Source organism: Streptosporangium sp. LJ11, assembly GCF_051918945.1.
In the GTDB taxonomy this organism is placed as follows: Bacteria; Actinomycetota; Actinomycetes; order Streptosporangiales; family Streptosporangiaceae; genus Streptosporangium.
The window spans coordinates 135,053-156,553 of sequence record NZ_JBPXMB010000003.1 but is presented as its reverse complement, the minus strand read 5'-3'; the positions used below and the strand labels follow the sequence as shown (position 1 = coordinate 156,553).

General features: G+C 70.0%; 18 protein-coding genes. 12 read left to right on the top strand and 6 right to left on the bottom strand.

Going from position 1 to position 21,501, the window contains the following annotated elements; all coding sequences use genetic code 11:
• Positions 1 to 134 precede the first annotated feature (134 nt).
• Positions 135 to 623 (top strand): hypothetical protein, encoded by a 489-nt coding sequence (locus ACTOQ3_RS05420; protein ID WP_440082298.1) that lies wholly within the window; start codon positions 135 to 137, stop codon positions 621 to 623.
• Between the two features lie 46 nt (positions 624 to 669).
• Here ACTOQ3_RS05420 and ACTOQ3_RS05415 read toward each other — a convergent pair whose 3' ends face one another.
• Genes ACTOQ3_RS05415 through ACTOQ3_RS05405 form a run of 3 tightly spaced genes read right to left on the bottom strand, consistent with a single transcriptional unit; the run spans position 670 to position 3,236 of the window.
• Positions 670 to 1,815 carry a magnesium and cobalt transport protein CorA gene (locus ACTOQ3_RS05415; RefSeq protein ID WP_440082297.1) on the bottom strand — a complete coding sequence of 382 codons (1,146 nt, stop codon included), beginning with the start codon at positions 1,813 to 1,815 and terminating at the stop codon, positions 670 to 672.
• A gap of 10 nt (positions 1,816 to 1,825) precedes the next feature.
• Positions 1,826 to 2,302 (bottom strand): nuclear transport factor 2 family protein, encoded by a 477-nt coding sequence (locus ACTOQ3_RS05410; protein ID WP_440082296.1) that lies wholly within the window; start codon positions 2,300 to 2,302, stop codon positions 1,826 to 1,828.
• 16 nt (positions 2,303 to 2,318) lie between these two features.
• Positions 2,319 to 3,236, bottom strand: coding sequence for an amidohydrolase family protein (locus ACTOQ3_RS05405; RefSeq protein ID WP_440082562.1), 918 nt, complete (start codon positions 3,234 to 3,236; stop codon positions 2,319 to 2,321).
• Positions 3,237 to 3,319: 83 nt separating this feature from the next.
• Here ACTOQ3_RS05405 and ACTOQ3_RS05400 point away from each other — a divergent pair, with 83 nt between their 5' ends.
• From ACTOQ3_RS05400 to ACTOQ3_RS05360, 9 genes are all read left to right on the top strand, one after another.
• Positions 3,320 to 4,033: a M50 family metallopeptidase gene (locus ACTOQ3_RS05400; RefSeq protein ID WP_440082295.1), complete on the top strand. Its 714-nt coding sequence runs from the start codon at positions 3,320 to 3,322 to the stop codon at positions 4,031 to 4,033.
• A gap of 468 nt (positions 4,034 to 4,501) precedes the next feature.
• Complete coding sequence (locus tag ACTOQ3_RS05395) at positions 4,502 to 5,203, top strand: sensor histidine kinase (RefSeq protein WP_440082294.1); 702 nt, start codon at positions 4,502 to 4,504, stop codon at positions 5,201 to 5,203.
• 148 nt (positions 5,204 to 5,351) lie between these two features.
• The gene (gene lanKC, locus ACTOQ3_RS05390) at positions 5,352 to 8,000 is read left to right on the top strand and encodes a class III lanthionine synthetase LanKC (protein ID WP_440082293.1); all 2,649 of its coding nucleotides are present in this window, start codon (positions 5,352 to 5,354) and stop codon (positions 7,998 to 8,000) included.
• Between the two features lie 4 nt (positions 8,001 to 8,004).
• Positions 8,005 to 8,136 (top strand): SapB/AmfS family lanthipeptide, encoded by a 132-nt coding sequence (locus ACTOQ3_RS05385; protein ID WP_440082292.1) that lies wholly within the window; start codon positions 8,005 to 8,007, stop codon positions 8,134 to 8,136.
• A 48-nt stretch (positions 8,137 to 8,184) separates the two neighbouring features.
• Entirely contained in the window at positions 8,185 to 8,319 is a 135-nt protein-coding gene (locus tag ACTOQ3_RS05380) for a SapB/AmfS family lanthipeptide (protein ID WP_440082291.1), read from the top strand.
• Between the two features lie 59 nt (positions 8,320 to 8,378).
• Positions 8,379 to 8,510, top strand: coding sequence for a SapB/AmfS family lanthipeptide (locus ACTOQ3_RS05375; protein WP_440082290.1), 132 nt, complete (start codon positions 8,379 to 8,381; stop codon positions 8,508 to 8,510).
• A gap of 197 nt (positions 8,511 to 8,707) precedes the next feature.
• Positions 8,708 to 10,594, top strand: coding sequence for an ABC transporter ATP-binding protein (locus ACTOQ3_RS05370; protein ID WP_440082289.1), 1,887 nt, complete (start codon positions 8,708 to 8,710; stop codon positions 10,592 to 10,594).
• Positions 10,591 to 12,324, top strand: coding sequence for an ATP-binding cassette domain-containing protein (locus tag ACTOQ3_RS05365; protein WP_440082288.1), 1,734 nt, complete (start codon positions 10,591 to 10,593; stop codon positions 12,322 to 12,324). Before ACTOQ3_RS05370 ends, ACTOQ3_RS05365 begins: the two co-directional genes overlap by 4 nt.
• Positions 12,325 to 12,379: 55 nt before the next feature.
• Complete coding sequence (locus ACTOQ3_RS05360; RefSeq protein ID WP_440082287.1) at positions 12,380 to 14,374, top strand: prolyl oligopeptidase family serine peptidase; 1,995 nt, start codon at positions 12,380 to 12,382, stop codon at positions 14,372 to 14,374.
• Positions 14,375 to 14,397: 23 nt separating this feature from the next.
• Here the strand turns inward: ACTOQ3_RS05360 and ACTOQ3_RS05355 are convergent, their stop codons facing one another.
• The 3 genes from ACTOQ3_RS05355 to ACTOQ3_RS05345 all read right to left on the bottom strand — a co-directional run bounded on the left by ACTOQ3_RS05355 (position 14,398) and on the right by ACTOQ3_RS05345 (position 16,316).
• Positions 14,398 to 14,754, bottom strand: coding sequence for a hypothetical protein (locus ACTOQ3_RS05355; protein WP_362845074.1), 357 nt, complete (start codon positions 14,752 to 14,754; stop codon positions 14,398 to 14,400).
• A complete protein-coding gene (locus ACTOQ3_RS05350; protein ID WP_440082286.1) occupies positions 14,751 to 15,125 on the bottom strand; it encodes a hypothetical protein in 375 nt (124 codons plus the stop codon). Before ACTOQ3_RS05350 ends, ACTOQ3_RS05355 begins: the two co-directional genes overlap by 4 nt.
• A gap of 594 nt (positions 15,126 to 15,719) precedes the next feature.
• On the bottom strand, positions 15,720 to 16,316 hold the full coding sequence (locus ACTOQ3_RS05345) for an ATP-binding protein (protein WP_440082285.1): 597 nt from the start codon (positions 16,314 to 16,316) through the stop codon (positions 15,720 to 15,722).
• 165 nt (positions 16,317 to 16,481) lie between these two features.
• Here ACTOQ3_RS05345 and ACTOQ3_RS05340 point away from each other — a divergent pair, with 165 nt between their 5' ends.
• Both ACTOQ3_RS05340 and ACTOQ3_RS05335 read left to right on the top strand, forming a co-directional pair.
• Positions 16,482 to 17,840: a helix-turn-helix domain-containing protein gene (locus ACTOQ3_RS05340; RefSeq protein WP_440082284.1), complete on the top strand. Its 1,359-nt coding sequence runs from the start codon at positions 16,482 to 16,484 to the stop codon at positions 17,838 to 17,840.
• A gap of 428 nt (positions 17,841 to 18,268) precedes the next feature.
• On the top strand, positions 18,269 to 21,463 hold the full coding sequence (locus ACTOQ3_RS05335) for a hypothetical protein (protein ID WP_440082283.1): 3,195 nt from the start codon (positions 18,269 to 18,271) through the stop codon (positions 21,461 to 21,463).
• Positions 21,464 to 21,501: the final 38 nt, after the last annotated feature.

The following is a 21,501-nucleotide window of genomic DNA, read 5'->3' as shown; positions in this document are numbered from 1 at the left end:
CCCTCGGTCCGGAATCCCGGAATCGACCCCGCCTCCTCAGCGGAACGTGTTCAATTGGTCGCATGCCGTCACGGACCATGGCCCCGGCCCGTCGGCAGGCCGACCCTCCGTTTCCCCCCCGAGTAGGAGGTAGCATGCCCGACGTGGCGACCCGGAGCACCGTTCAGCGCGTGACGGATCTGGAGGCCTGGGCCTTCAGGACCGGCAAGGACCTGGCGGACATCAAGGAGACACTGCACGATCTTCCCAAGATCATCCGCGAGGAGGTCATGACCTACACCGCGCCGATGTTCGAAGAGATCATGAACCGGATGGCCACCAAGGAGGATCTCCTCGCGCTCTCCACCAAGGTGGACGGCCTGGAGACCAAGGTCGATGGCCTGGAGACCAAGGTCGACGGCCTTGACGCCAAGGTCGACGGCCTTGAGGTGAAGATGGACACCCGGATGGCGTCCTTCGAAGGCCGGATGAAGTCCCTCGAAGGCCGCATGGAGTCCTTCGAAGGCCGCATGGAGTCCTTCGAAAGCCGGATGGAGTCCTTCGAAGGCCGGATGGGCTCTGTGGAAGGCCGGATGGACTCCATGGAGGGCAAGCTGGACCTGATCCTGGCCAAGCTCAGCTGATCTTCGCCGTGAGCCCCGGGCCGGCGGTCCGGGGCTCACGGCGGTGTCAGAGCCAGTCGCGGCGTTTGAACACCAGATAGAGCGTGAGGCAGACGCCCGCCATGAGCAGGACCGCGAAGGGATAGCCCCACTTCCAGTGGATCTCGGGCATCACGTCGAAGTTCATGCCGTAGATGGTGCCGACGAGAGTGGGGGCGAACAGGATCGCGGCCCAGGCGGAGATCCGCTTGACCTCCTCGTTCTGGGCGTTGCTCGCCTCGGTGAGGTTGGTCATGTGCTCGTTCTGGGCCTGGGCGACCATGGTCGAGTTGACCACGAGGATGTCGTGGAGCATCTGGCGGAAGCCGCTGACCCGCTCGGCGACGGTGATCGCGTGGTCGGCCACGTCCCGCAGGTATCTCTGCAGCTCCTGGTCCACCCCGTACTTGGCGGCCCCCGCGATGAAACCCTCGATCATGCCGAGGAGCGGCTGGGTGGCCCGCTGGAACTCGATCACCTCGCGCGACAGCTCGTAGATGCGGCGGGAGACCCCGGGCTCGTTGCCGAAGACCTGGACCTCGATCTCGTCGATGTCGTTCTGCAGGCCGGCGACCACGGGGGCGTAGCCGTCCACGACCGCGTCGAGGATGGCGTAGAGCACCGCCTGCGGGCCCTGGCCGAGCAGCTCGGGGTCGTGCTGCATGCGGCGGCGGACCTGCGACAGGTCGGGCGCCTCGCTGTGCCGTACGGTGATCACGAAGTTCGGGCCGACGAAGACGTGCAGCTCGCCGAAGTCGACCTCCTCGGCCTCGTCGAGGTAGCGGGCCGGGCGGAGCACCACGAACAGGGTGTCGCCGTAGCGGTCGGCCTTGGGCCGCTGGTGGGCGACGATGGCGTCCTCGACCGCCAGCTCGTGCAGGTCGAACTCCTCGGCGACGTTGAGGATGACACCGTCCTCCGGCCGGTAGAAGCCGATCCAGGCCATGCTGTCGGGAGTGTTCTTCAGTCGTTCGAAGGCCTCGGGCAGCGACTCGGGAGTGGCGGTGCGACGGCCGTTGACGTAGATCGCGTTGTCGATGACGCGCGAGCGGGGCGGGACCGGCCGCCCGTCGCCGACGGACCTGGGGTCCATCGACCGCTCGGGAGACTCCCGGCCGGTGCCGGGACGCCCGCGCATCAGGCTCCGCAGGCCCCGCATTCGCCGGTCGGTCACGCGTCTCTCCTCATCGGGCGCTCATGAACTCCTGCAGCGACCGCATCGCGGTGGTGCGGATCTTCGCCCTGAGCATCGGGGTCCAGCCGAGGACGATACCGACCGGCCGGCCCATCGCCATCTTGGACCAGCGCTTGAGGTCGAAGTCGTCGTGGTGCCGGACGATCAGGCCGTCCTCGAAGCGGAAGAGGGCGTCGACCTCGTTGACGACCTTCCTGCCCGTCTTGCCGAAGGTGTAACGGCCGGTCCAGTGTGCCGTTCCCTCGTGCGGGCGGGCGGTGATGTCGCGGACGGTCACGTCGAGGTCGGCGCTGCGGCCGAGCAGCATCCGCCACATGCCCATCACCCTGTCGCGTCCTTCGAGCTCCTGGAAGACGGGGTCACCGAAGGTGACGTCGGGGTGGTAGCAGAGCTCCATCGCGTCGGCGTCGCGGCGCGCGAAGGCTTCGTAGAACGTCTTGATGAGCTCGGCGTTCCGATCGTTCACGAGTTTCTCCCGGTCATCAACATCCTGCCGACCGAGTGTAGTGCGCGGAAAGGTCGAGGAGATTGTCCGCGTTGTCCCAGCACACCGCGCGGAGCCAGCCGTCGCCGAGCCCGAGCCGGTCGAGCGCGTGGAGCTGGTGGGCGTACGGGTGGGGGATGTTCGGGAAGTCGCTGCCGAGCAGGATCTTGCCGGCCAGGCCGAGGTCGCGCAGGCGCGGCAGGAGGCGTTCGGGAAACGGCATGCCGCGCTCGGCGAAGTCGGTGAAGGTCATCGTGGTGTCGAGCCGCACGTTCGGGAAGGTCTCGGCCAGCTCGAAGAACTCGTCGTACTCCGGCATGCCGAGGTGCGCGACGATCATCGGCAGGGCCGGGTGGCGGTCCAGCACCCCGCCGATCGGCCCCGGCCCCGTGTGGCGGCCGGGCAGCGGGATCGAGCTGGCGTGCACGACGACGGGCACGCCCCGCTCGGCCAGCAGCCCCCACACCTCGTCGATCTCCTTGAACCGGGGGTCGAAGTCGCCGACCTGGAGGTGGACCTTGAAGATCCGCGCCCCTCGGCCGAGCGCGTCCCGGACGTAGCCGAGAGCTCCAGGTTCGGGGTAGAAGGTGGCCGAGGGGAGACATCCCGGGGTACGGCCGGCGAAGTCGAGCGTCCATTCGTTGAGGCTCTCGGCCATGCCCGGCCGGTGCGCGTAGGCCAGGGCGGAGAAGACCCTCACCCCGAGTGCCCGCAGCCTGGCGACCCGTTCCCCGGCGGGCAGCCGGTAGTGGATCGGCCACCCTTTCCCCATCAGGGGGCTGCCATGCTCGAAATGGTGCCAGACTCGACGTTCCATCCGCTCCGGTAGGAAGTGGACGTGCACGTCCGCCAGGCCGGGCAGGCCCAGCCCTCGCCACCAGGCGGGGACGCCCGCGTCCGCGAGTTCCGGAATCATGTTCGGCACGGTTCCGACTTTATCGCCAGCACACCGGCAGTCGTGGGACGCTTTGCTCTCACGCCGCGAAGGAGAAACGAGCGTTGTCCGACCTCTGGGTGACCCTGACCTCGACCCGTTCCGGACCGCCCCTGTGGGTCGTGCTGCTGTCCGCCCTGGCCGCGCTGGGCGTGGTGTCGTGGTCCACCTCGTGGCAGCTGTCACGAGGGCTGATCACCATCGCCCACGAGGGCGGGCACGCGCTGGTGGCCCTGCTCACCCGGCGCAAGCTGGAGGGCATCCGGCTGCACTCCGACACCTCGGGCGTGACCCTGACCAGGGGAAAGCCCCGGGGGTTCGGCATGATCCTGACCGCCGCCGCCGGATACGTCGCCCCCTCCCTACTGGGACTGGGCGGGGCGTGGTTGACCGCCTCCGGCTACGTGGCGGTGCTGATCACGATGGTGATCGGGCTGCTGTTCTGCATGCTGCTGCTGATCCGCAACCTGTTCGGCGTGGTGAGCCTGCTGGCCACCGGAGGTGCCATCTTCGCCTTCACCTGGTACGCCGCGCCCGACATGGACGCGATCCTGGCCTACCTGGCCGTGTGGTTCCTGCTGCTGGGAGGCGTACGGCCGATCGTGGAGCTCCAGCGCAAGCGGCGTCGCCACCAGGCGCCCGACTCCGACGCCGACCAGCTCGCCAGGCTGACCTTCCTGCCCGGCGGGTTCTGGGTGTTCCTGTTCCTGGTGGTGGCGGGCGCGTGCCTGGTGGCCGGGTCCTACCTGCTGCTCCCCCGGGCGTTCGCACTGCTCTGAACGGTTCCGCCCCGGCCAGGTCCGCCCCGCTGTCGCTTCCGTCGTCATGTTCTCCGTCGTCGCCGTCGTCGCCGTCGTCTCCGTCGTCGCCGTCCGGGGCCGCCCCTGCGGCGGCCCTCATCACGACGACGCGGGGGAGGGAGCGAAATCGGCAAGGGCGCGGAACCACGTTCAACGGTCACTCGCCGTAACGGGCCGTCGCCATGCCATGGCTTCGGGAGATCCGATCGCGTCCGGTCACCACGGCCGTCCGTCCGGGCGGCGTGCCCGGAACGGGAGCGTGGCACCCCGGCGTGTCCACTTCTCCGAGATTCGCCTAGTTGTGCGATTCATATCATAATGTTGGGGTAATTATCAGGCACTTACCCCTCGCATGGTTACGCCCCGTAACCGCACCTCTGAATTGACGCTCAGATAATTTTTCGAGTTTATCATCGGGAATATCACTTCTCCTGCGAGAGGCGTTCCATGCCCCACCCCGCTTACCTCGTCGGAGCGGCCGGGGCGGGCGTCCTGCTGGTCTCGCTGAGCGTGACGCTCGTGCTCCTCCGGCGGCTCAGGCGGTTTCGCGCCGAGCGGGAGAGGGCGCTCACCAGAGCGTACGAGGGGTTCGCCCGCGACATGCACGACATCGTGGGGCACTGGCTCTGGCTGGCGTCCATCAAGGGAGAGCTGGCCCATCGCAGGGCGAACGGCGACGCGCGCCTGCGCGAGGACCTGGAAGAGGTGCTGCGGGCGGTGCGACAGGCCGCGCACGCCGTGCGGAACGTGTCGGAGGCCCGTCACCGGCTGTCGTTCTCCGGCGAGGCCGCGCGGGCCAGGACCCTGATGGAGGGCTTCGGGGCCTACTGCTCGGTCCGGGTGGACGTGAACGAGCTTCCCGAGGCCGTGAGCGCCACGCTGGGCGCCGTGGTCCGCGAGGGCGTGACGAACATGCTGCGGCACAGCCAGGTGAAGCGGTGCGCGATCGAACTGGTCGAGCACGACGGCCGGCTGCGCCTGACCGTCGTCAACGACGGGGCTCCCCGGCGGGAGGCGCACTCCGTCGGCAGCGGCGTGGGCAACCTGACCCACCGCGTGGGCGAGCTGGGCGGCACGGTGCGGGCGGTCGGCGGCGCGGACGGGTGGTTCACCCTGATGGCCGAGGTTCCTGGTAATTTTTCCGAATAACCTTCACGTCCGCCGCGAAAGCGCAGGTAGCGCACACCTTCACGGTCGACACTGTGAGTTTCGCATATACGAGTGGTTTAATTTGTAACTAGTGGTTTCTCGGGTTATCCGTAATTCTCTCTTCTGGAAGACAGCAGGGGAGAATGCCGTGGATGACCAGTATGAACTTTATTGCCTGGCGGACCCGCTTTTTTATGACACGCTTGACGGCCGCCGGGGGGACCACCCCGATTTCGCGCTCGCTGCCCGGGACGTCCCGGACGGCTGGCAGCACCAGGCGACCGACACCTGGATGCACTACGCGCCGCTCGCCGGCCGCACCCCCGCCCAGGGCTGGAAGATCCACGTCTCCGCCCGCGCCGAGGACGCCGACCGCGCCATAGAGGCGGTCTGGGACTACTGCGTCCCCCGCGACATCGCGTTCAAGTTCCTGCGCAGCCTGCCGGTCATGACCATGCTGAACTCCAAGGCCGCCCCCCGCGGCGCCAGCGGGAAGCTCGTGACGATCTACCCGGTGGACGAGGCGCAGCTGGAGCTCACGCTCAAGGAGCTCGACGAGCTGCTCAGAGGCGTCGAGGGGCCGTACATCCTCAGCGATCTGCGCTACGGCCAGGGCCCGCTCTTCGTGCGGTACGGCGGTTTCGCCGGACGGCGCTGCCTGGCCGACAACGGCGAGCTGGTGCTGGCCATCGAGGACGGTGAGGGGCGGCTCGTCCCCGACGTGCGGGAACCCGCCTTCGGCGTGCCGTCCTGGGTGACGCTGCCCGCCTTCCTCGAACCCCACGTGGCCGCCCGCAACGCGGTCACCACCGAGGGACTGCCGTACCGGGTCGAGAGCGTCATGCAGTTCTCCAACGGCGGCGGCGTCTACCTGGGAGAGGACCTGCGCACCGGGGAGCGGGTCGTGCTGAAGGAGGCCCGCCCGCACGCCGGCCTGGACGCCGCCGGCCGGGACGCGGTGGCGCGGCTGGCGCACGAGCGCGACATGCTGGAGCGCCTGGCCGGGCTGGACGCGGTGCCCGCGCTGATCGACTACTTCACCCTGGGCGGGCACCACTTCCTGGTCGAGGAGTTCGTCGACGGCAACCCGCTCCAGCGGCAGCTCGTGCACAAGTACCCGCTGACCAGGGCGACCTGCGACGACAAGGCCATCGCCGAGTACACCGGCTGGGTGCTCGACATGCTCCCCAAGGTGCGCCGGGCGGTGGAGTCCCTGCACGGGCGCGGGGTGGTCTTCGGCGACCTGCACCCCAACAACATCCTCGTGACCGAGGACGGCCGCCTGGCACTGATCGACTACGAGGTGGCGACCCTCATCGAGGACCGCGGCCGCGCCGCGCTCGCCCATCCGGCGTTCGGCGCGCCGGCCGACCGGCAGGGCGTCGACGTCGACCTGTACGCCCTCGCCTGCCTCTGCCTCGGACTGTTCGCCCCGCAGCTCACCATCATGCTGCCGCTCGACCGCGCCAAGGTGACCGACCTGGCCAGGCTCATCGGCGAGACCTTCCCCGTACCGCGCGAGGTGCTCGACGAGGCGGTCCTGACCGTCACGGGCCCCGAGCCCGCGGCGGCCACGCCGTACCCGAAGCCGGGGCTCGACGACTGGCCCCGGCTCAGGGAGGCGATGACCCGGGCCATCCTGGCGAGCGCCACCCCCGAGCGCGAGGACCGGCTCTTCCCCGGCGACGTCGCCCAGTTCCAGCCCGGCGGGGGCGTCAACCTCGCGTACGGCGCGGCGGGGGTGCTCTACGCGCTGGCCGCCACCGGAGCCGAGCGCCGTCCCGAGTACGAGGACTGGCTGCGCGCCAGGGCGCTGGCCCCCGCCCCGGGGACGGGGATCGGGTTCTACGACGGCCTGCACGGCGTGGCCTACGTCCTCGACCTGCTCGGGCACCGCCAGGACGCGATCGACACCGCCGACCTATGCCTGCGCCAGAAGTGGGAGTCGCTGGAGCTCGGGCTGTTCAGCGGCCTGGCCGGCATGGGCCTGAACCTTCTCCACCTGGGCGGGACCACCGGCGAGCGGACCTTCACCGAGGTGGCCCTGCAGATCACCGGCATCTGCTCCGACAGGCTGGGCGGGCCCGACGACGTGCCGGAGGTCAGCGGCGGCGCCAACCCCCGGGCCGGGCTGATGTACGGCTCCTCCGGACCCGCCCTCCTCTTCCTGCACGCCTACGAGCGCACCGGCGACGCGTCGCTGCTCGAGCGGGCGGCCGTGGCGCTCCGGCAGGACCTGCGGCGCTGCGTCACCGGCGAGGACGGCACCCTCCAGGTCGACCAGGGCTGGCGCACGCTGCCCTACCTGGACGAGGGGTCGGTGGGCATCGGCCTGGTCCTCGCCCGCTACCTGACCCACCGCGAGGACGCGGACTTCCGCGCCGCGCTCGACGGCTGCCGGCGCGTCACCCGGGGACGCTACTTCGTGCAGTCCGGCCTGTTCACCGGCCGGAGCGGCATGATCGGCGGGCTCGGCTGGGGCCTGGGGCCCGAACCGAACGCCCTCCACACCGGCCACACAGACCTGGCCGAGCAGCTCCGCGGGCTGGACTGGCACGCGCTGCCCCACGGCGGCGGGCTGGCCTTCCCCGGCAACCAGCTGCTCAGGCTTTCCATGGACTTCGCGACCGGTACGGCCGGAGTCCTGTTCGCGATGAGCGCCGTGCTGCACGACCGGCCGGTGTTCCTCCCCTTCATCGAGCCGCCCGGCGGCACGAGCGCCCCGGCAGGGGTGTCCGCGCACGGATCCGCCGGGTGGTTTGGCCCCCACGACACATCGACATCGAAGGAGGTGTAACGACATGGTTCTTCTCGACCTGCAGTCCCTGGAGGCCCCCACCGGCGGCGGTGGTGGCGGCGGCGGCAGCACTCTCACGGTCCTGGGCTGCGCGTCCGGCAAGCCCAGCAACCTGAGCGTCGTCCTCTGCCACTAGGCACCCGGTTCTCCCTATATCGGTTCCCACCAGAAGTGAGGCAATCCCATGGTCCTTCTCGACCTGCAGTCCCTGGAGACCCCCGACGGCGGCGGCCACGGCGGTGGCGGCGGCAGCACCCTCACGGTCCTGGGCTGCGCGTCCGGCAAGCCCAGCAACCTGAGCCTCCTGCTCTGCCACTAGTTCCTCCCGTTCCACACGATCCAGAACCCGTAGAACCCCGTAGAAACGGAGCAACTCCCATGGTCCTTCTCGACCTGCAGTCCCTGGAGACCCCCACCGGCGGCGGTGGCGGCGGTGGCGGCAGCACCCTGACGGTTCTCGGCTGCGCGTCCGGCAAGCCCAGCAACCTGAGCGTCGTGCTCTGCCACTAGTGAGACCCCGTGCCCGGGACGGCCAGCGACGGCGGCCGTCCCGGGCACTCCCGTTCCGGGAGGGTCCGGTACGCCGAGGACGCCGGGAGACCGGGGAGGTCCGCGGCGTCCAGGACGTTCGGGGCGTCGGGAACATCGGGGAAGTTCGCGAAGTCGGGGAAGTTCGGTAAGTCGGGAAGGTTCGGGGAGGAGCCAACGTGCGGGCAGCGGACCGGCTGGTGGCCGACACCGTGCGGCGTAGCGGACCCTGGCTGGCCGTCCTCGCGGTCACCTCCGTCCTGGGCGCGTTCGCGCAGCTCGCGCTCCCGCTCGTGCTGGGCAGGACGGTCGACGAGCTCGTGGCCGGTACGAGTGGCGGCACCGGCGCGGCGACCTGGCTCGGTGCCTGCGCCGCCGCCGTGATCCTGACCGTGCTCTGCGACACCCTCGGCGTCTGGGCCGCCGGATCGAGCGGCGCGCGCTCCTCGGCCTGGCTCAGGAACCGGGTCGTACGGAACGTGCTCGGTGTCGGGCCGGTGATCACCCGCCGGTTCCCCGAGGGGGACCTGGTCACCCGGATGGGCCTGAACACCGAGGAGATCGGGCGCGCCCCCGAGTCGATCGTCACCGGGGCCGCGCTGGTCATCCCCACCGCGGGCGGCGTGGTGGCCCTCACCCTCATCGACCCCCTGCTGACCGTGACGCTGGTCGCCGGGCTCGTCCTCATCGCGCTCGTCCTGCGAGCCTTCCTCACCGTGAGCACCTCCATAGCGGGCGACTACCAGGCGGCGCAGAGCGACATCGCCGCCCGCCTGGTCGACGCCCTCGCCGGGGCCCGTACGATCGCCGCGGCCGGCACCGCCGACCAGGAGCGGGCGCGGGTGCTCACCGCTCTGCCCCGGCTGCGCGGGCACGCCATGGACATGTGGCGGGCCAACGCGCGGGCCGGCGTGCAGGCGGGAGCGGTGGTCCCGCTGCTGGAGGTGGCCGTGCTCGGGGTGGGCGGGCTGCGCCTGGCCGCCGGCGACCTCACGGCCGGAGAGCTGTACGCCGCCGCCCGCTACGTCGTGCTCGGCGCCGGTCTCGGCTCGGCGCTGGGCTACGTCGGCCGCCTGGCCAGGGCGCGGGCCGCCGCGGCCAGGGTGGAGGAGCTGACCGCCGAGAGCCCGCGAGCCTACGGCACGCGCCCGCTGCCTCCCGGTCCCGGCACGCTCGAGCTGCGCGGCGTCGACGCGGGCGGCCTGCGCGACGTCGATCTCGTCATCCCCGGCGGGCAGGCGGTGGCCGTGGTCGGCCGCTCGGGGGCGGGCAAGTCCCTGCTCGCCGCGGTCGCCGGGCGGCTGGTCGACCCGCGGCACGGCACGGTCCTCCTCGACGGCGTGCCGTTGCCCGACCTCTCCCGCGAGGCGCTGCGCCATGCCGTCGGGTACGCCTTCGAGCGTCCCGCGCTGCTCGGCGACACCGTCGGCGCCGCCGTCGCCCTGGGTCTCGACGCTCCCGCCGCCACCCCCGGCACCGGCCGCCACGGCGCCTCCGGCCGCGGCCGTCGCGGCACCCGTACCGGCACCGGGTCCGGCCACCGGCACGACGACCGGGACGGCCGGGCGGACGGGAGGGACGAGGTCGTGCGGGCGGCGGCGCGGGCGGCCCGCGCCGACACCTTCGTCCGGCGGCTTCCCCTGGGGTACGACACGCCGCTGGAGGAGGCGCCCATGTCCGGCGGTGAGCGGCAGCGGCTCGGCCTGGCCCGCGCCTTCGCGCAGGGATGGCGCCTGCTCGTCCTGGACGACGCCACCTCCAGTTTGGACACCGTCACCGAACGCCAGGTCGCCCGCGCGCTCTCCAGGGAGCTGCGCGACCGCACGCGCCTGATCGTGACCCACCGGGTGGCGACCGCCGCGGCGGCCGACCGGGTGATCTGGCTGGACGACGGCCGGGTGCGCGCGTGCGGCGGGCACCGGGCGCTGTGGGCCGACCCGGCCTACCGCGCCGTCTTCCAGGCGGACACGTCCTCCCCGGACGACGCGTCCTTCCCGCCGGGCGCCTCCTCCCCGGCGGGCGCGTCGTTCCAGGCGGGCACCTCCTTCCGGGCGGGCACGTCGTGAGCCCTCCGGACGGGCACGTCGTCAACAGGCCCCTGCGGCGGGCGCTCAGGAGGGACCCGTACCAGCTGGTCAGGCTCGCGGGCTGGTCCGTCGCGGAGACGGCGCCCTCCCTGGTCATCGGCCTGGCCATCGCGCGGGCGATCGACGACGGCTTCGGCGCGGGACGCCCCGCGACCGGGTTCGCCTGGCTGGCGCTGCTCGGCGGCGCGTGGCTGCTGGCCGCGGTCGGCGCGCGGCAGGTGGTGATGGCCGTCGCCGCGATCGTGGAGCCGTTCCGCGAGGAACTGCTCGCGCACGTCGTCGACGACGCGCTGCGCCACTCGGTCATGTCCGGACGGGGACCGGGGGCGGCCGCGGTGGCCCGCTCCAACCTGCAGGTCGAGCTGGCCCGCGACGCCTTCGCCTCGGTCATCACGGTGGTCAGGTCGTTCGCGTTCACCGTGGTGAGCGTCATGCTCGGGCTGGCGACCCTCGTGCCCGAGGTGCTCGCGCTGGTGCTGCCCCCCTTCGTCGCGGGACTTGTCATCTTCCTGCTGTCGCTGCGCGCCCTGGCCAGGCGGCAGCGGGACTTCATCCTGGCCGACGAGCGCACCGCCGGGTCGCTGGCCACCATGGTGGGCGGGCTGCGCGACATCACCGCCTGCCGGGCCGAGGAGCGGGTGGCGGGCGACGTCGGCCTGCGGGTGGCCGAACAGGCCCGCGCGGCCCGGTCGCTGGCGCGGGTGACCGCGCTGCGCACGCTGTCGCTGGCGGTGGGCGGCTGGCTGCCGGTGCTGCTGGTGCTGGCCGGGACCCCCTGGCTGGTGGGTGAGGGCGCGGGCGCCGGGGTGATCCTGGGCGCCCTGGCCTACGTCACGCAGTCGCTGACGCCCGCGCTCGGCAACCTCGTGGAGGGGCTGGGCATCAACGGGGTCCGGCTGCGGGTGGCGCTCGGCCGGCTGCTGCGCGACGGCGACCCGCCCGTACGGGCGTGCGGGCGGATCGCGGCGCGGGACGGCGGCGACGGCGGGGCCGGGGCGGCCGAGCTGCGCGGCGTGACGTTCGCGTACGGCCCGCACGCGGAACCGGTGATCGACGGCCTGGACCTGTCGGTCCCCGAGGGGGACCACATCGCGGTCGTGGGCCCCAGCGGCATCGGCAAGTCCACGCTCGCCGCGCTCCTGACCGGTGTGCTCGCGCCGGGGGCGGGCCAGGTCCTGGTGTGCGGGGTGCCCGCCGACCGGCTCGACCCCGCCGACCGGGTGCTCATCCCGCAGGAGGCGTACGTCTTCCGCGGCTCCCTGCTGGAGAACCTGACCTATCTGGCCGACGCCTCGCCGGAGGCGGTGGACGACGCGGTGGCCGCGGTCGGCCTGACGAACCTGGTGGCGCGGCTGGGCGGCTACTCCACCGAGATCCACTCGGGGCTGCTGTCGCCCGCCGAACGGCAACTGGTCGCCCTGGCCCGCGCCTATCTCGCCCCGGCCCGGCTGGTGATCCTCGACGAGGCGACGTGTCACCTGGACCCGGCGGCCGAGGCCCGCGCCGAGGAGGCGTTCGCCCGCCGGGGCGGCACGCTCCTCGTCATCGCCCACCGGCTGACCTCCGCCCTGCGGGCCCGGCGGGTCCTCGTCATGGACGGCACCAGCGTCCGGCTGGGCACGCACGAGGAGATGCTCGCCGCCTCCCCGCTCTACGCCGACCTGGCCGGGCAGTGGGACCCTTCGAGCGCGCAGGAGCTGGTGCCGTGACGTCCTCACCGCGTTTCCCGTCCAGAGCCCGAGCTCTCCACATCGAAGGAAGCCGATGATCTACCCTCCCGCCGAGCGGCAACCGATCGTCGACCACCTCCACGGCCACGCCGTGCCCGACCCGTACCGGTGGCTGGAGGATCCGGACAGCCCGGAGACCCGGAGCTGGACGGCCGCCCAGGAGGAACTCTGGCGCGAGCACGCGGGCACGCTGCCGGGCCGCCACCTGTGGCACTCGCGGGTGGCCGCGCTGACCGGGGCCGGGACGGTCGGCACGCCGATGTGGCGCGGCGGCAGCCGGTTCTTCCTGCGCCGTACGGCCTCACAGGAGCACGCGGTCCTCTACCGCACCGGCCCCGACGGGGTGGAGGAGACGTTGCTCGACCCGATGGAGCTCGACCCGAGCGGGCTGACCACGCTCGACCACTGGCAGCCCGACCTGGACGGCAGGCTGGTGGCGTACCAGGTGTCCAGGAGCGGGGACGAGCGCTCGGAACTGCGGGTCATGGACGTCACCACCCGCCGGGTGGTGGACGGCCCGATCGACCGCTGCCGGTACGCGCCCGTGGCGTGGCTGCCCGACGGGAAGGCGTTCTTCTACGTCCGCTCCCGCCAGGTATGTCTGCACCGGCTCGGCACCCCCGCCGAGGCCGACGCCGTGATCATGGGTGAGGAGCGCTCGTACGGGCTGGGGATCAGCTACAACGGCCGCTGGCTGACGGTCTCGGCGATGGCGGGCGACGGCAACGACCTCTGGCTGGCCGACCTGTCGTCCTCCTCCCCCGAGCGCCCCGACCTGCGGGTGATCCAGCGGGGGGCGGGCGCGGTGACGGCGCCCGCCGTCGGTCGCGACGGGCGCCTGTACCTGCTCACCACCCTGGACGCGCCGCGGGGGCGGCTGTGCGTGGCCGACCCGGCGCGGCCGGGCCCCGAGCACTGGGTCGGTCTGGTCGACGAGGATCCGGAGGCGGTGATCGGTGAGTTCGCGATCGCCGGGCAGACGCTCCTCGTCGGCTGGACCCGGCACGCGGTCGGCGAGATCAGCGTCCACGACCTGGCGACCGGGAAACGGCGCGGTTCGGTGCCGCTGCCCGGCCTCGGTTCCGCGGGGGGGATGACCACCCGCCCCGAGGGCGGCCACGAGGTCTGGTTCACCTACACCGACAGCGTCACGCCCGCGGGGGTGCACCACTACGACACGCGCACCGGGCGGACGTCGCTGTGGAGCGCCGCGCCCGGCGCCGTGGAGGTGCCGAGGCTCGAGGCCCGACAGCTGGTCTGCGCCTCCGCGGACGGCACGCCGGTGCGGATGGTCGTGCTGGCCCGCCCGGGCTCGGGCCCCAGGCCCACGATCCTGTACGGCTACGGCGGGTTCGGGCTCTCGCTCGCGCCGTCGTACTCCAGCTACATCCTGCCCTGGGTCGAGGCGGGCGGGGTCTTCGCCCTCGCCCAGCTGCGCGGCGGCGGCGAGGAGGGGGCGGCCTGGCACCGCGACGGCATGCTGGAGCGCAAGCAGAACGTCTTCGACGACTTTGCCGCGGCGGCCGAGAAACTCGTCTCGGACGGCTGGACCACCCCCGCGCGGCTGGGCGCGTGCGGCGAGTCGAACGGCGGGCTGCTGGTGGGCGCCGCGCTGACGCAGCGCCCCGACCTGTTCGCCGCCGCCGTCTGCTCGGCGCCGCTGCTCGACATGGTCAGGTACGAGCGGTCGGGGCTCGGCCCGGTGTGGCGTTCGGAGTACGGTTCGGCCGACGACCCCGAGCAGCTGGGTTGGCTGCTGGGCTACTCCCCCTACCACCGGGTCGTCGACGGCGTCGACTACCCCGCGACGCTGCTGACCACGTTCGGCGGCGACTCCCGGGTCGACCCCATGCACGCGCGCAAGATGTGCGCGGCGCTGCAGGCGGCGACGTCGGGCTCGCGGCCGATCCTGCTGCGCCACGAGGGCGACGTCGGCCACGGCTCCCGCTCGGCGGGCCGCGCCGTCGACCTGGCCGCCGACATGCTCGCCTTCCTCGCCGCCCACACCGGCCTGGACGCCGGTACGTGAGGGCCTCTCAGGCTTCCAAGCAGTTAGGCGTCGGTGTCCTTGGGGTGGCGCGTCGAGGCGTAGACGAGGTGGACAGTGCGCCGGGACTCGTCGACGAGGTAACGCACGCGACCGCCCGCGGTGACCTCGTACTCCCACTGCGGGTATTCGCGACCGCCCAGAGTCCCGGCGGCGAGACGGCCTCGCAGACGGTGCTGCCGATCTGGGTCGTCCTGCGACAGCGGAGCGTCACGCAGCGCCTCGAAACAGCGCCGGGTGTTGCCCGCGGCCTCGGCGCACAGATCGGCCCACCCCTTGGCCGCCTCACTGGTGGCGAACCGCAGGTGCCACTCGTCACCGATCGGCGGCGGGGCCACCGCGTCGCCACGCTTGGGACTCACGGCGCGATCACCTCACCGTGATCGTCATCGGGCAGCGCGCGGGTGAGCTGTGCGGTCAGCGAGGGGTCGGCGAGGACGCGGGCGGTGGCACGCCATTCGACGATGAGCCGGTGCAGGGTGGCGTGGACGTCCAGCTCGACCGCGTCGCGTGTGGCGTCGACCAGTTCCTGGACGAACTCCCTCTTCTCCTCCAGGGAAAGGTGTCTCACCCAGGGGAAGACCGTGGGCAGGGCGTGCAGGACGGCGCGGGTGCCCTCGTCGCTGGCGAGGAGGGCCGCGACCATACGGGCCGCGATGTCCGCGGTCTCCTCTCTCTGCCGGTCATGCCGTGCGGTGGAGATGAACAGGTCTTCTCCGTCTCGACGCTTCACATGCACCCGGTGAACGCGATCAAGGGTCTCGGCGACTCGCTTGGAGTGCTTTGACAGGTCGGAGAACGGGACGGTCGGCGTAACCATGCCACATGGTACTTCGGAACGTGTTCCGAAGTACAGCGGACCGTTCAGCGAGCCCATGTCACGCTCGGCGGGCCCGGCTTCCTCCGATGAGATGGAAGCACCCTGGCCTTCAAGGTCACGCTCGGGCCGGAATCTCCTGAGGTCCGCGCCAGTCCACCTACGCCGCGACCAGACAGTAGATCGGCATCGGCCCGCTCGCCCTGTTCGACAGGGAGCCGCACCCCGACTTCGTCGGCTACCCGAGGGAGTGGGGCTGGTCCGTCATGGTTCACACGCCCTTCGACTTCGCCCGCCACCACAGTTGTGGCCCACTCCCCGAGCCGAACGACACTCTGTCGAGCGACCGCTGGATGTGCATCGACAAATCCGGCACACCCAACGGCGCATCCCCGTAGTCAATACGAGAATGCAGGACGTTCCAGCCCGGGTGATCTTCGCCGCGTACGCCTCGTTAAGCACCGGACCCGGGACCGGCGGCGAGGCCTGTCATCGCCGCCGGTCCTGGCGTCAGAGGTGCTGGCGGTGGTCGAGGAAGGCCGGCGCCCACGGTTGTGGGGGAAGGTGGACACCGGCCTTCCGGGGCGGTCCGTCGTCCTGCACGGGGGCACTCGGACACGGACCGGTCTTGGCGGGCAGCACGAAACCAATGGCCTTGCCGAGAGTCGCGGTGGCGCACATCCTGGTCGGGTACACCCAACAGCGGCCTGCCGACAGCGCATGCACCAACAACAGGCCCCGGCCGCGCTCCTCAAACAAGCTCAAATCGGGTTCGTCACCGCAGGCGCGCAGCTGATCAAGGGTGGCGGAGACGCCTTTGAGGTTGCGATCGGCGTCGACCACCTCGCACCACGACGGCTCACCGTCCACGAAGACGATGCGCAGCTCGAAGGGGGGCCGGCCGTGCTCTTCGGCGTTGGCAGCGAGTTCGGCCACGGCATTCTCTGCGTCGTCGATTTCCTGGTGGTCGCCTCCAGCCCGTGAAAGCACCTCGCGGATGACCGAGCGGGCACGGCGCGAAGCCGTACCGGCCTGAAGGACACGTACGAGGACTTGGTAACCACCGAGAGGTTTCCAGTCGTCGATTCGAGTGTCGGCGTCGAGCATCCAATGCGGGACCACGTCGCACCTCCCCATGTCCGGGTGAAGATCACCGTCAGGCGTTACACTTAGCGCGATCAATTTCTTACTTAGAGTTTCCTAACGGTGAGCCGCTGCCCAGAGGGGCGGTGTTGCCGCACCGTTGCGGCAACGCTCGAAGGGAGCCCCGCCATGGAGTCCGGTCCGATCAGCGCGGCGGCGAACATGTTCGGAATGGTCCTGCGACATCTGCGCGGGCAGGCGAAAATGTCGCTGCGCGAACTCGGCAAGCTGGCGCTGTACGACTACACGCGCCTTTCCCGGGCGGAGAACGGCGAGATCCTCATCCCACTGGAGCAGGTCCGGCAGCTCGATCGCCTACTCAACGCACAGGGAATGCTGATCTCGTTACGCGAAGCGATCAGCTGTGACACCACAACGAGATCAATCGCTCCGCCCGGTGGCGCCTCCAACGACGGACCGGTCATGCTGGAGTTGCGAACGCCTGACGGAGGGAGCGTCCACGTGACCATGTCGCGACGCGAGTTCGCCCAGCTGCTCGCCACCGGTGCGCTCTCTTCAGTCCTTCCCGGGACCGTCGACATTGCCCAGACCGAACGGATCGCCCGCGCGATCGAGCAACCCACCCGGGTTGACGCTGACGTCATCGACTACTTCCGCCGCCTGCTGGCAGAGCACTACACCGCCGACAAGATGCTCGGCCCCCGGCTGCTGCTCCGGCCGTTGATGGCACACATCGAGGTGCTGAACGAGCTGCGACGCGGCGCACGGTCAGCGAACGTGGAGCCGCTCTTCCAGATCCTCGCCCAGTACGGGGAGATGGCCGGTTGGCTGCACCAGGACATCGGCAATCTTGACGCGGCACGGCACTGGTCGCGTCTCGCGGCCGAATGGGCACAGTGCGCCGGTGACCTTCAGATGGCCGCTTACCTACTCGTCCGTGAATCCAATATTGCCTGCCTCACCGACGACCCGGCAGCCGTCGTTCAGTTGGCCACGGCCGCCCGCCGCTCCCCTGGCCCGCTCGACCCGAAACTCCGCGCACTGGCCGGCCAGCAGCAGGCTCGCGGACACGCCATGCTCGGCGAGTATGACCGCTGCTTCGCCCTCCTGGACGAGGCCGCCGATCTCCTGAACGACCATCCACACGTCAGCGATCCGAACGCGCCGGTCTACCTGCACCACTATGACCTGGACACGCTCTGTGAGCAGAGCGCGGTCTGCCACCGCGCCGCCGGACGCGCGGACACGGCTGTCACCCTCCTGGAGAACAGGATCGCCGCAACGGGCGAGCACCTCACCCGGGACCGTGGACACCTCACCGCAAAACTCGCCCTCGCCGTCTCACAGGCCAGCCAGCCCGACCCGAGCCGAGCCACCCACCTGGGACTCACCGCACTCACCATCGCCCGCCAGACCGACTCGGCACGGATCATGCGCGAGCTGCATACCCTGGACAACGAGCTTCAGAACCACTGGCCCGCCCACAGGGAAGCCCGCACCCTACATGATGCGTTGAAAGCTGTCTGAGCCCTCATCGGGCGACCTCCCCGCGGCTTTCGAACCGCTCCTTGCAGACCGAAGAAGACACGTACCGGGGCCAGCTCTACAGACAGCTACTCAACCGCACCTAACAGCAATTATTGGTTGTGAATAGCATAAACAACTGCTTTACTTGCACCTGGCATCAACCGAGGAATAGCTCGAAGCAACCTTTCCGATGCTGAGATTGAAGCTTCATCTATGTAACGCTCGACGTGATATGGCGACTAACTCTTTAGCCTGTGCAGCACGGCGCCTCCATCGCTCTCTGGCCTTGACGGACACGGTGTAACGACATGTCACAGATCGGTAGCCTCGGTTCATCTACTCGGACACAGCCATCCGAACTCCTCGACGTTCTTGAAACCGAGTGGAAGCCCCGGCTTCGGGGCGTCTCGCTCATCACTGAGGTCGAAGTGAGTGAGAAGACCCTTGCCGAAGCCGCAGCAGCCCTGGGTGAGACATACCGCTTCAAGGTCAACAAAGGGCGGTTCCAGACGCTGTTCGACCGCTGGCCCGGATGCGTAGCGGTCACTCTGTCCGGGGTAGCCGCCACGGACTACCACCAGGGCACCTTCTGGCCACACTGGTGGAAAGCCTCCGGCCACCCGCACGGCACTCTCCAGGACCAGAAGGCGTGGGGCGACGGCTTCCTTCGCGCGCTGAAGACCTTCGGGCTGCCCACCTTCTCCGAGATGCATCTGAAGTACGTCGGTCCGATTGTGATGCACGCGGGCATTCCGACCTTCTGCCTGGAGGACTTCTTCCGGCTCCTTCTGCAGCGACGTGCTCTGGACCCCTCGCTGGACGCAGAAGCGCTGCTCACCTGGGCCGTCGGCCGCGAGCATCGGCTCAACAGCCTGGACGAGCCGGCCCGGCGGTTCATCCGCCACGGCACCGACTACGCCGTGGATGTCCTCGACCGCTGCTTCGACTTGTTAGACCGACTCCATTCCTCCGATCCCGACCTGGACGCTCTTGGCCTGCCTACTCGGTTCGTCGAGGAGGTTCGGCGCCTCGACAGCCAAGGCAAGCTCGAACTGCGGCGACACGGATCGGCCGAGGTGAAGCGGAGCCGTACCGAACGACCTCGGCTGAGCCTCGATCCTTTCGGGCAGGGCGTCCAGGTGGCGCTTTCTCCCGTCGGAGACGCCCCCGACGGAACGGCGCGCTGGAACGTGACAGTCGACGGGCTGCAGAACATCGTTCGCAGCCGGTCACTCTGGGTGGGCACCGCTGAGGGCGCGCCCAGCACGACGTTCGCGGTGATCCAGCCCACCAGAAGGGCGCAGGTCTCGCTGTACGGCTCCACCCACGAGGTTGAGCTGGAGATCGTGGATCCGGCCGACCCGCTCTTGGTCTTCACCGAGGACGGCAGGCACCTTCCCAGTCATCTGGCTCTTCCGCCAGACACCGTCTGGCTGCTCCACCCGGCTAGCCAGGAGCCGGTCGCCGACGTCGCACCGCGGGTGATCGCTGAGAGCCCACTGCCCATTGGTTGGGACGGCTGGCGGCTGATGTTGGTCTCGTTGGAGGGCACGACCTGGCTGGGCCTGGATGGCGGTGCTCGTCACCCCGTGCGCGGACACAGCAAGCCGCGCGTCGTGACCGGTGCGCCCATCACCGGGGTGACTACCCCGTACGGCTCCGCCGTGTTCGCCGAACTCCCATCGATCTGGCTGCCCGCCGAGCGGGAGGCCAACTGGCTGGTCGACATCCGCCCGGCCGGCGGTGGCCGCAGTGTCTTTACCGGGACCTTCACCGTCGACGAGCCCACCGAGATCTCGCAGGAGTTGTGGGCGACGCTGTCCCGGCCGGTTCTCGGCGCCTTCGAGATCACGGTTCGAGGTCCCATTGGCCGCAACACGCGCCGTTCAATCGTCATCGCCGAAAGCCTCACCTCCCGGTGCACTCCCCAGATCCGCCTATTTGGCCACGGAGGACTGGCCTCAGGGGAGGCAAAGCTGACCACCGGTCCCGGTATGAGGGTAGAACCGGCTGTGCTCGCGTTCACCTCTCGCGAGCACGAACACGTCATAACCTGCAGCACCGATCGGGACATCGAACCGTTCATCGTCACCCCGCCGCACATGAGGGTGCTGGTCGAGGAGATCGAGCAAAGCCCTCGCTGGCATGCGGGACCCTTACGCCTGGTGACCGAGGAGGTAGAGAACCTTGAGTCCCTCCGCGTCGAAATCCCCGGTGTCGATCGGCTTCCGCCAATCGAGATCCTGGTCGGCGGCGTGTCGATACAGGAAGTGTCCCCGTCTGGTCGAGGCCGCTATCACCTCAAGCGCGCCGGTGACACGTTGAAGACCCATCACAGCGCCGATCTCATCCTGCCGTTCCTGGGCCGCGCACTGCCCGTCGCCGCCGTCCGACCGTCCAAGCTCGCTTCAGCGATCACCTACCACGGAGATCGGCTGATGCTGGAGAACGGTGTCTGGATCGATGGCCTGACGGCCGGGATCTATCTGACGACCGCCCCTTGGCGGGAGGCCGAAATCCTGCCGGTGGAGAAAGACTGCTCGGTCCTCCTCCCCGCGCATCTAGTCGACGCCGGACGGATGCACGTACGGCTCGCCATCCAAGATCCCTGGCTCTGGGAGGAATGGCCGCGCTGGCCCCACCCTCGCGATACCTTCACCTGCGAAGCTCCCGGCCGTTACGGCGGAGCAGATGGGGAGGAGGCCGCAGTCTCCGGCTATCTCGCCGGGACGAACGACCTCCCCTCAGAGGTCTCCAAGCTGGACCGGCTCTGGACGATCGTCGATCTGGCCAACCGCATCGACTACCCGTCCGCCAGGCGCCGGATCGAGGAGACCGGAGTCGTCCTGCGACGACACCCCTCGGCGATTCAGTTGCTCCCGCAGGCGGCGTTGCCGCCCGACCGGGCCATCGTCGCCCTGATCACCACGGGCCTCGCCGCCGCTCCGGTGCACGAATACCAGGAGTCCGACGTCTCCTTATGGCGTAAGTCCCCGGCGATCGCGGCGCTGCTCACCAGCTCTACGCTGCCCACCCAGGCAACCGAGGAGTCCGAACTGCTCGCGAGCATCGAGGCCCAGTGCGGTGAGACGGCTGTTTTGCTGCTCAGCGGGCAGGAGGATCCGTATGCCGAGGTCGGCAGGTTCGGCCCCGAGGCCGAATGGATGGCGCGGCAGAGTCCCGAAGAGCTTGAAAGCTTGTGGAGCGCGGCCCGTGTCGTGCCTTCCGCCTTGCTCGACGCGGACACCCGCGTCGCCGCCGCCCGGCAACTGTTCGACAAGCGCACCAGCTACGACGCACGTGACGTGGCTGACCATGCCGCTCGCGTGCTCCGCGAGGCCATGAGCATCAGGCTCACTGACTACCGAGGGCTGGAGCGCCACATCGAGGCCCGCTGCCATCCACGCCGCCGCGACGGCTGGCTGACGCTACCGGCGCTGTCCATCGCGTTCGCGCTGATAGCCAGGATCTCCGCCCGAGGGCACAAGGGTTGCCGCCACCTGGAAAAAGAGTTCCGTCCGCTCTGGCGGGCCTTATCGAAGGTCTCGCCAGATTTGACCACGATTGACCTCGTACTCGCGGAGCTTCTCATCGCCGGCCATGCCAATGGAACCGCCCAGTAGAGCTTGGCTCTGCTGACCACATGCGTGCGGTTAGCATT

Bases quoted from the DNA above. Each gene is read 5' to 3' on its own strand.
- ACTOQ3_RS05420 (WP_440082298.1), top strand. From the start codon at position 135: ATGCCCGACGTGGCGACCCGGAGCACCGTTCAGCGCGTGACGGATCTG.
- ACTOQ3_RS05405 (WP_440082562.1), bottom strand. From the start codon at position 3,236: ATGATTCCGGAACTCGCGGACGCGGGCGTCCCCGCCTGGTGGCGAGGG.
- ACTOQ3_RS05395 (WP_440082294.1), top strand. From the start codon at position 4,502: ATGCCCCACCCCGCTTACCTCGTCGGAGCGGCCGGGGCGGGCGTCCTG.
- ACTOQ3_RS05385 (WP_440082292.1), top strand. From the start codon at position 8,005: ATGGTTCTTCTCGACCTGCAGTCCCTGGAGGCCCCCACCGGCGGCGGT.
- ACTOQ3_RS05380 (WP_440082291.1), top strand. From the start codon at position 8,185: ATGGTCCTTCTCGACCTGCAGTCCCTGGAGACCCCCGACGGCGGCGGC.
- ACTOQ3_RS05375 (WP_440082290.1), top strand. From the start codon at position 8,379: ATGGTCCTTCTCGACCTGCAGTCCCTGGAGACCCCCACCGGCGGCGGT.
- ACTOQ3_RS05360 (WP_440082287.1), top strand. From the start codon at position 12,380: ATGATCTACCCTCCCGCCGAGCGGCAACCGATCGTCGACCACCTCCAC.
- ACTOQ3_RS05345 (WP_440082285.1), bottom strand. From the start codon at position 16,316: ATGCTCGACGCCGACACTCGAATCGACGACTGGAAACCTCTCGGTGGT.
- ACTOQ3_RS05340 (WP_440082284.1), top strand. From the start codon at position 16,482: ATGGAGTCCGGTCCGATCAGCGCGGCGGCGAACATGTTCGGAATGGTC.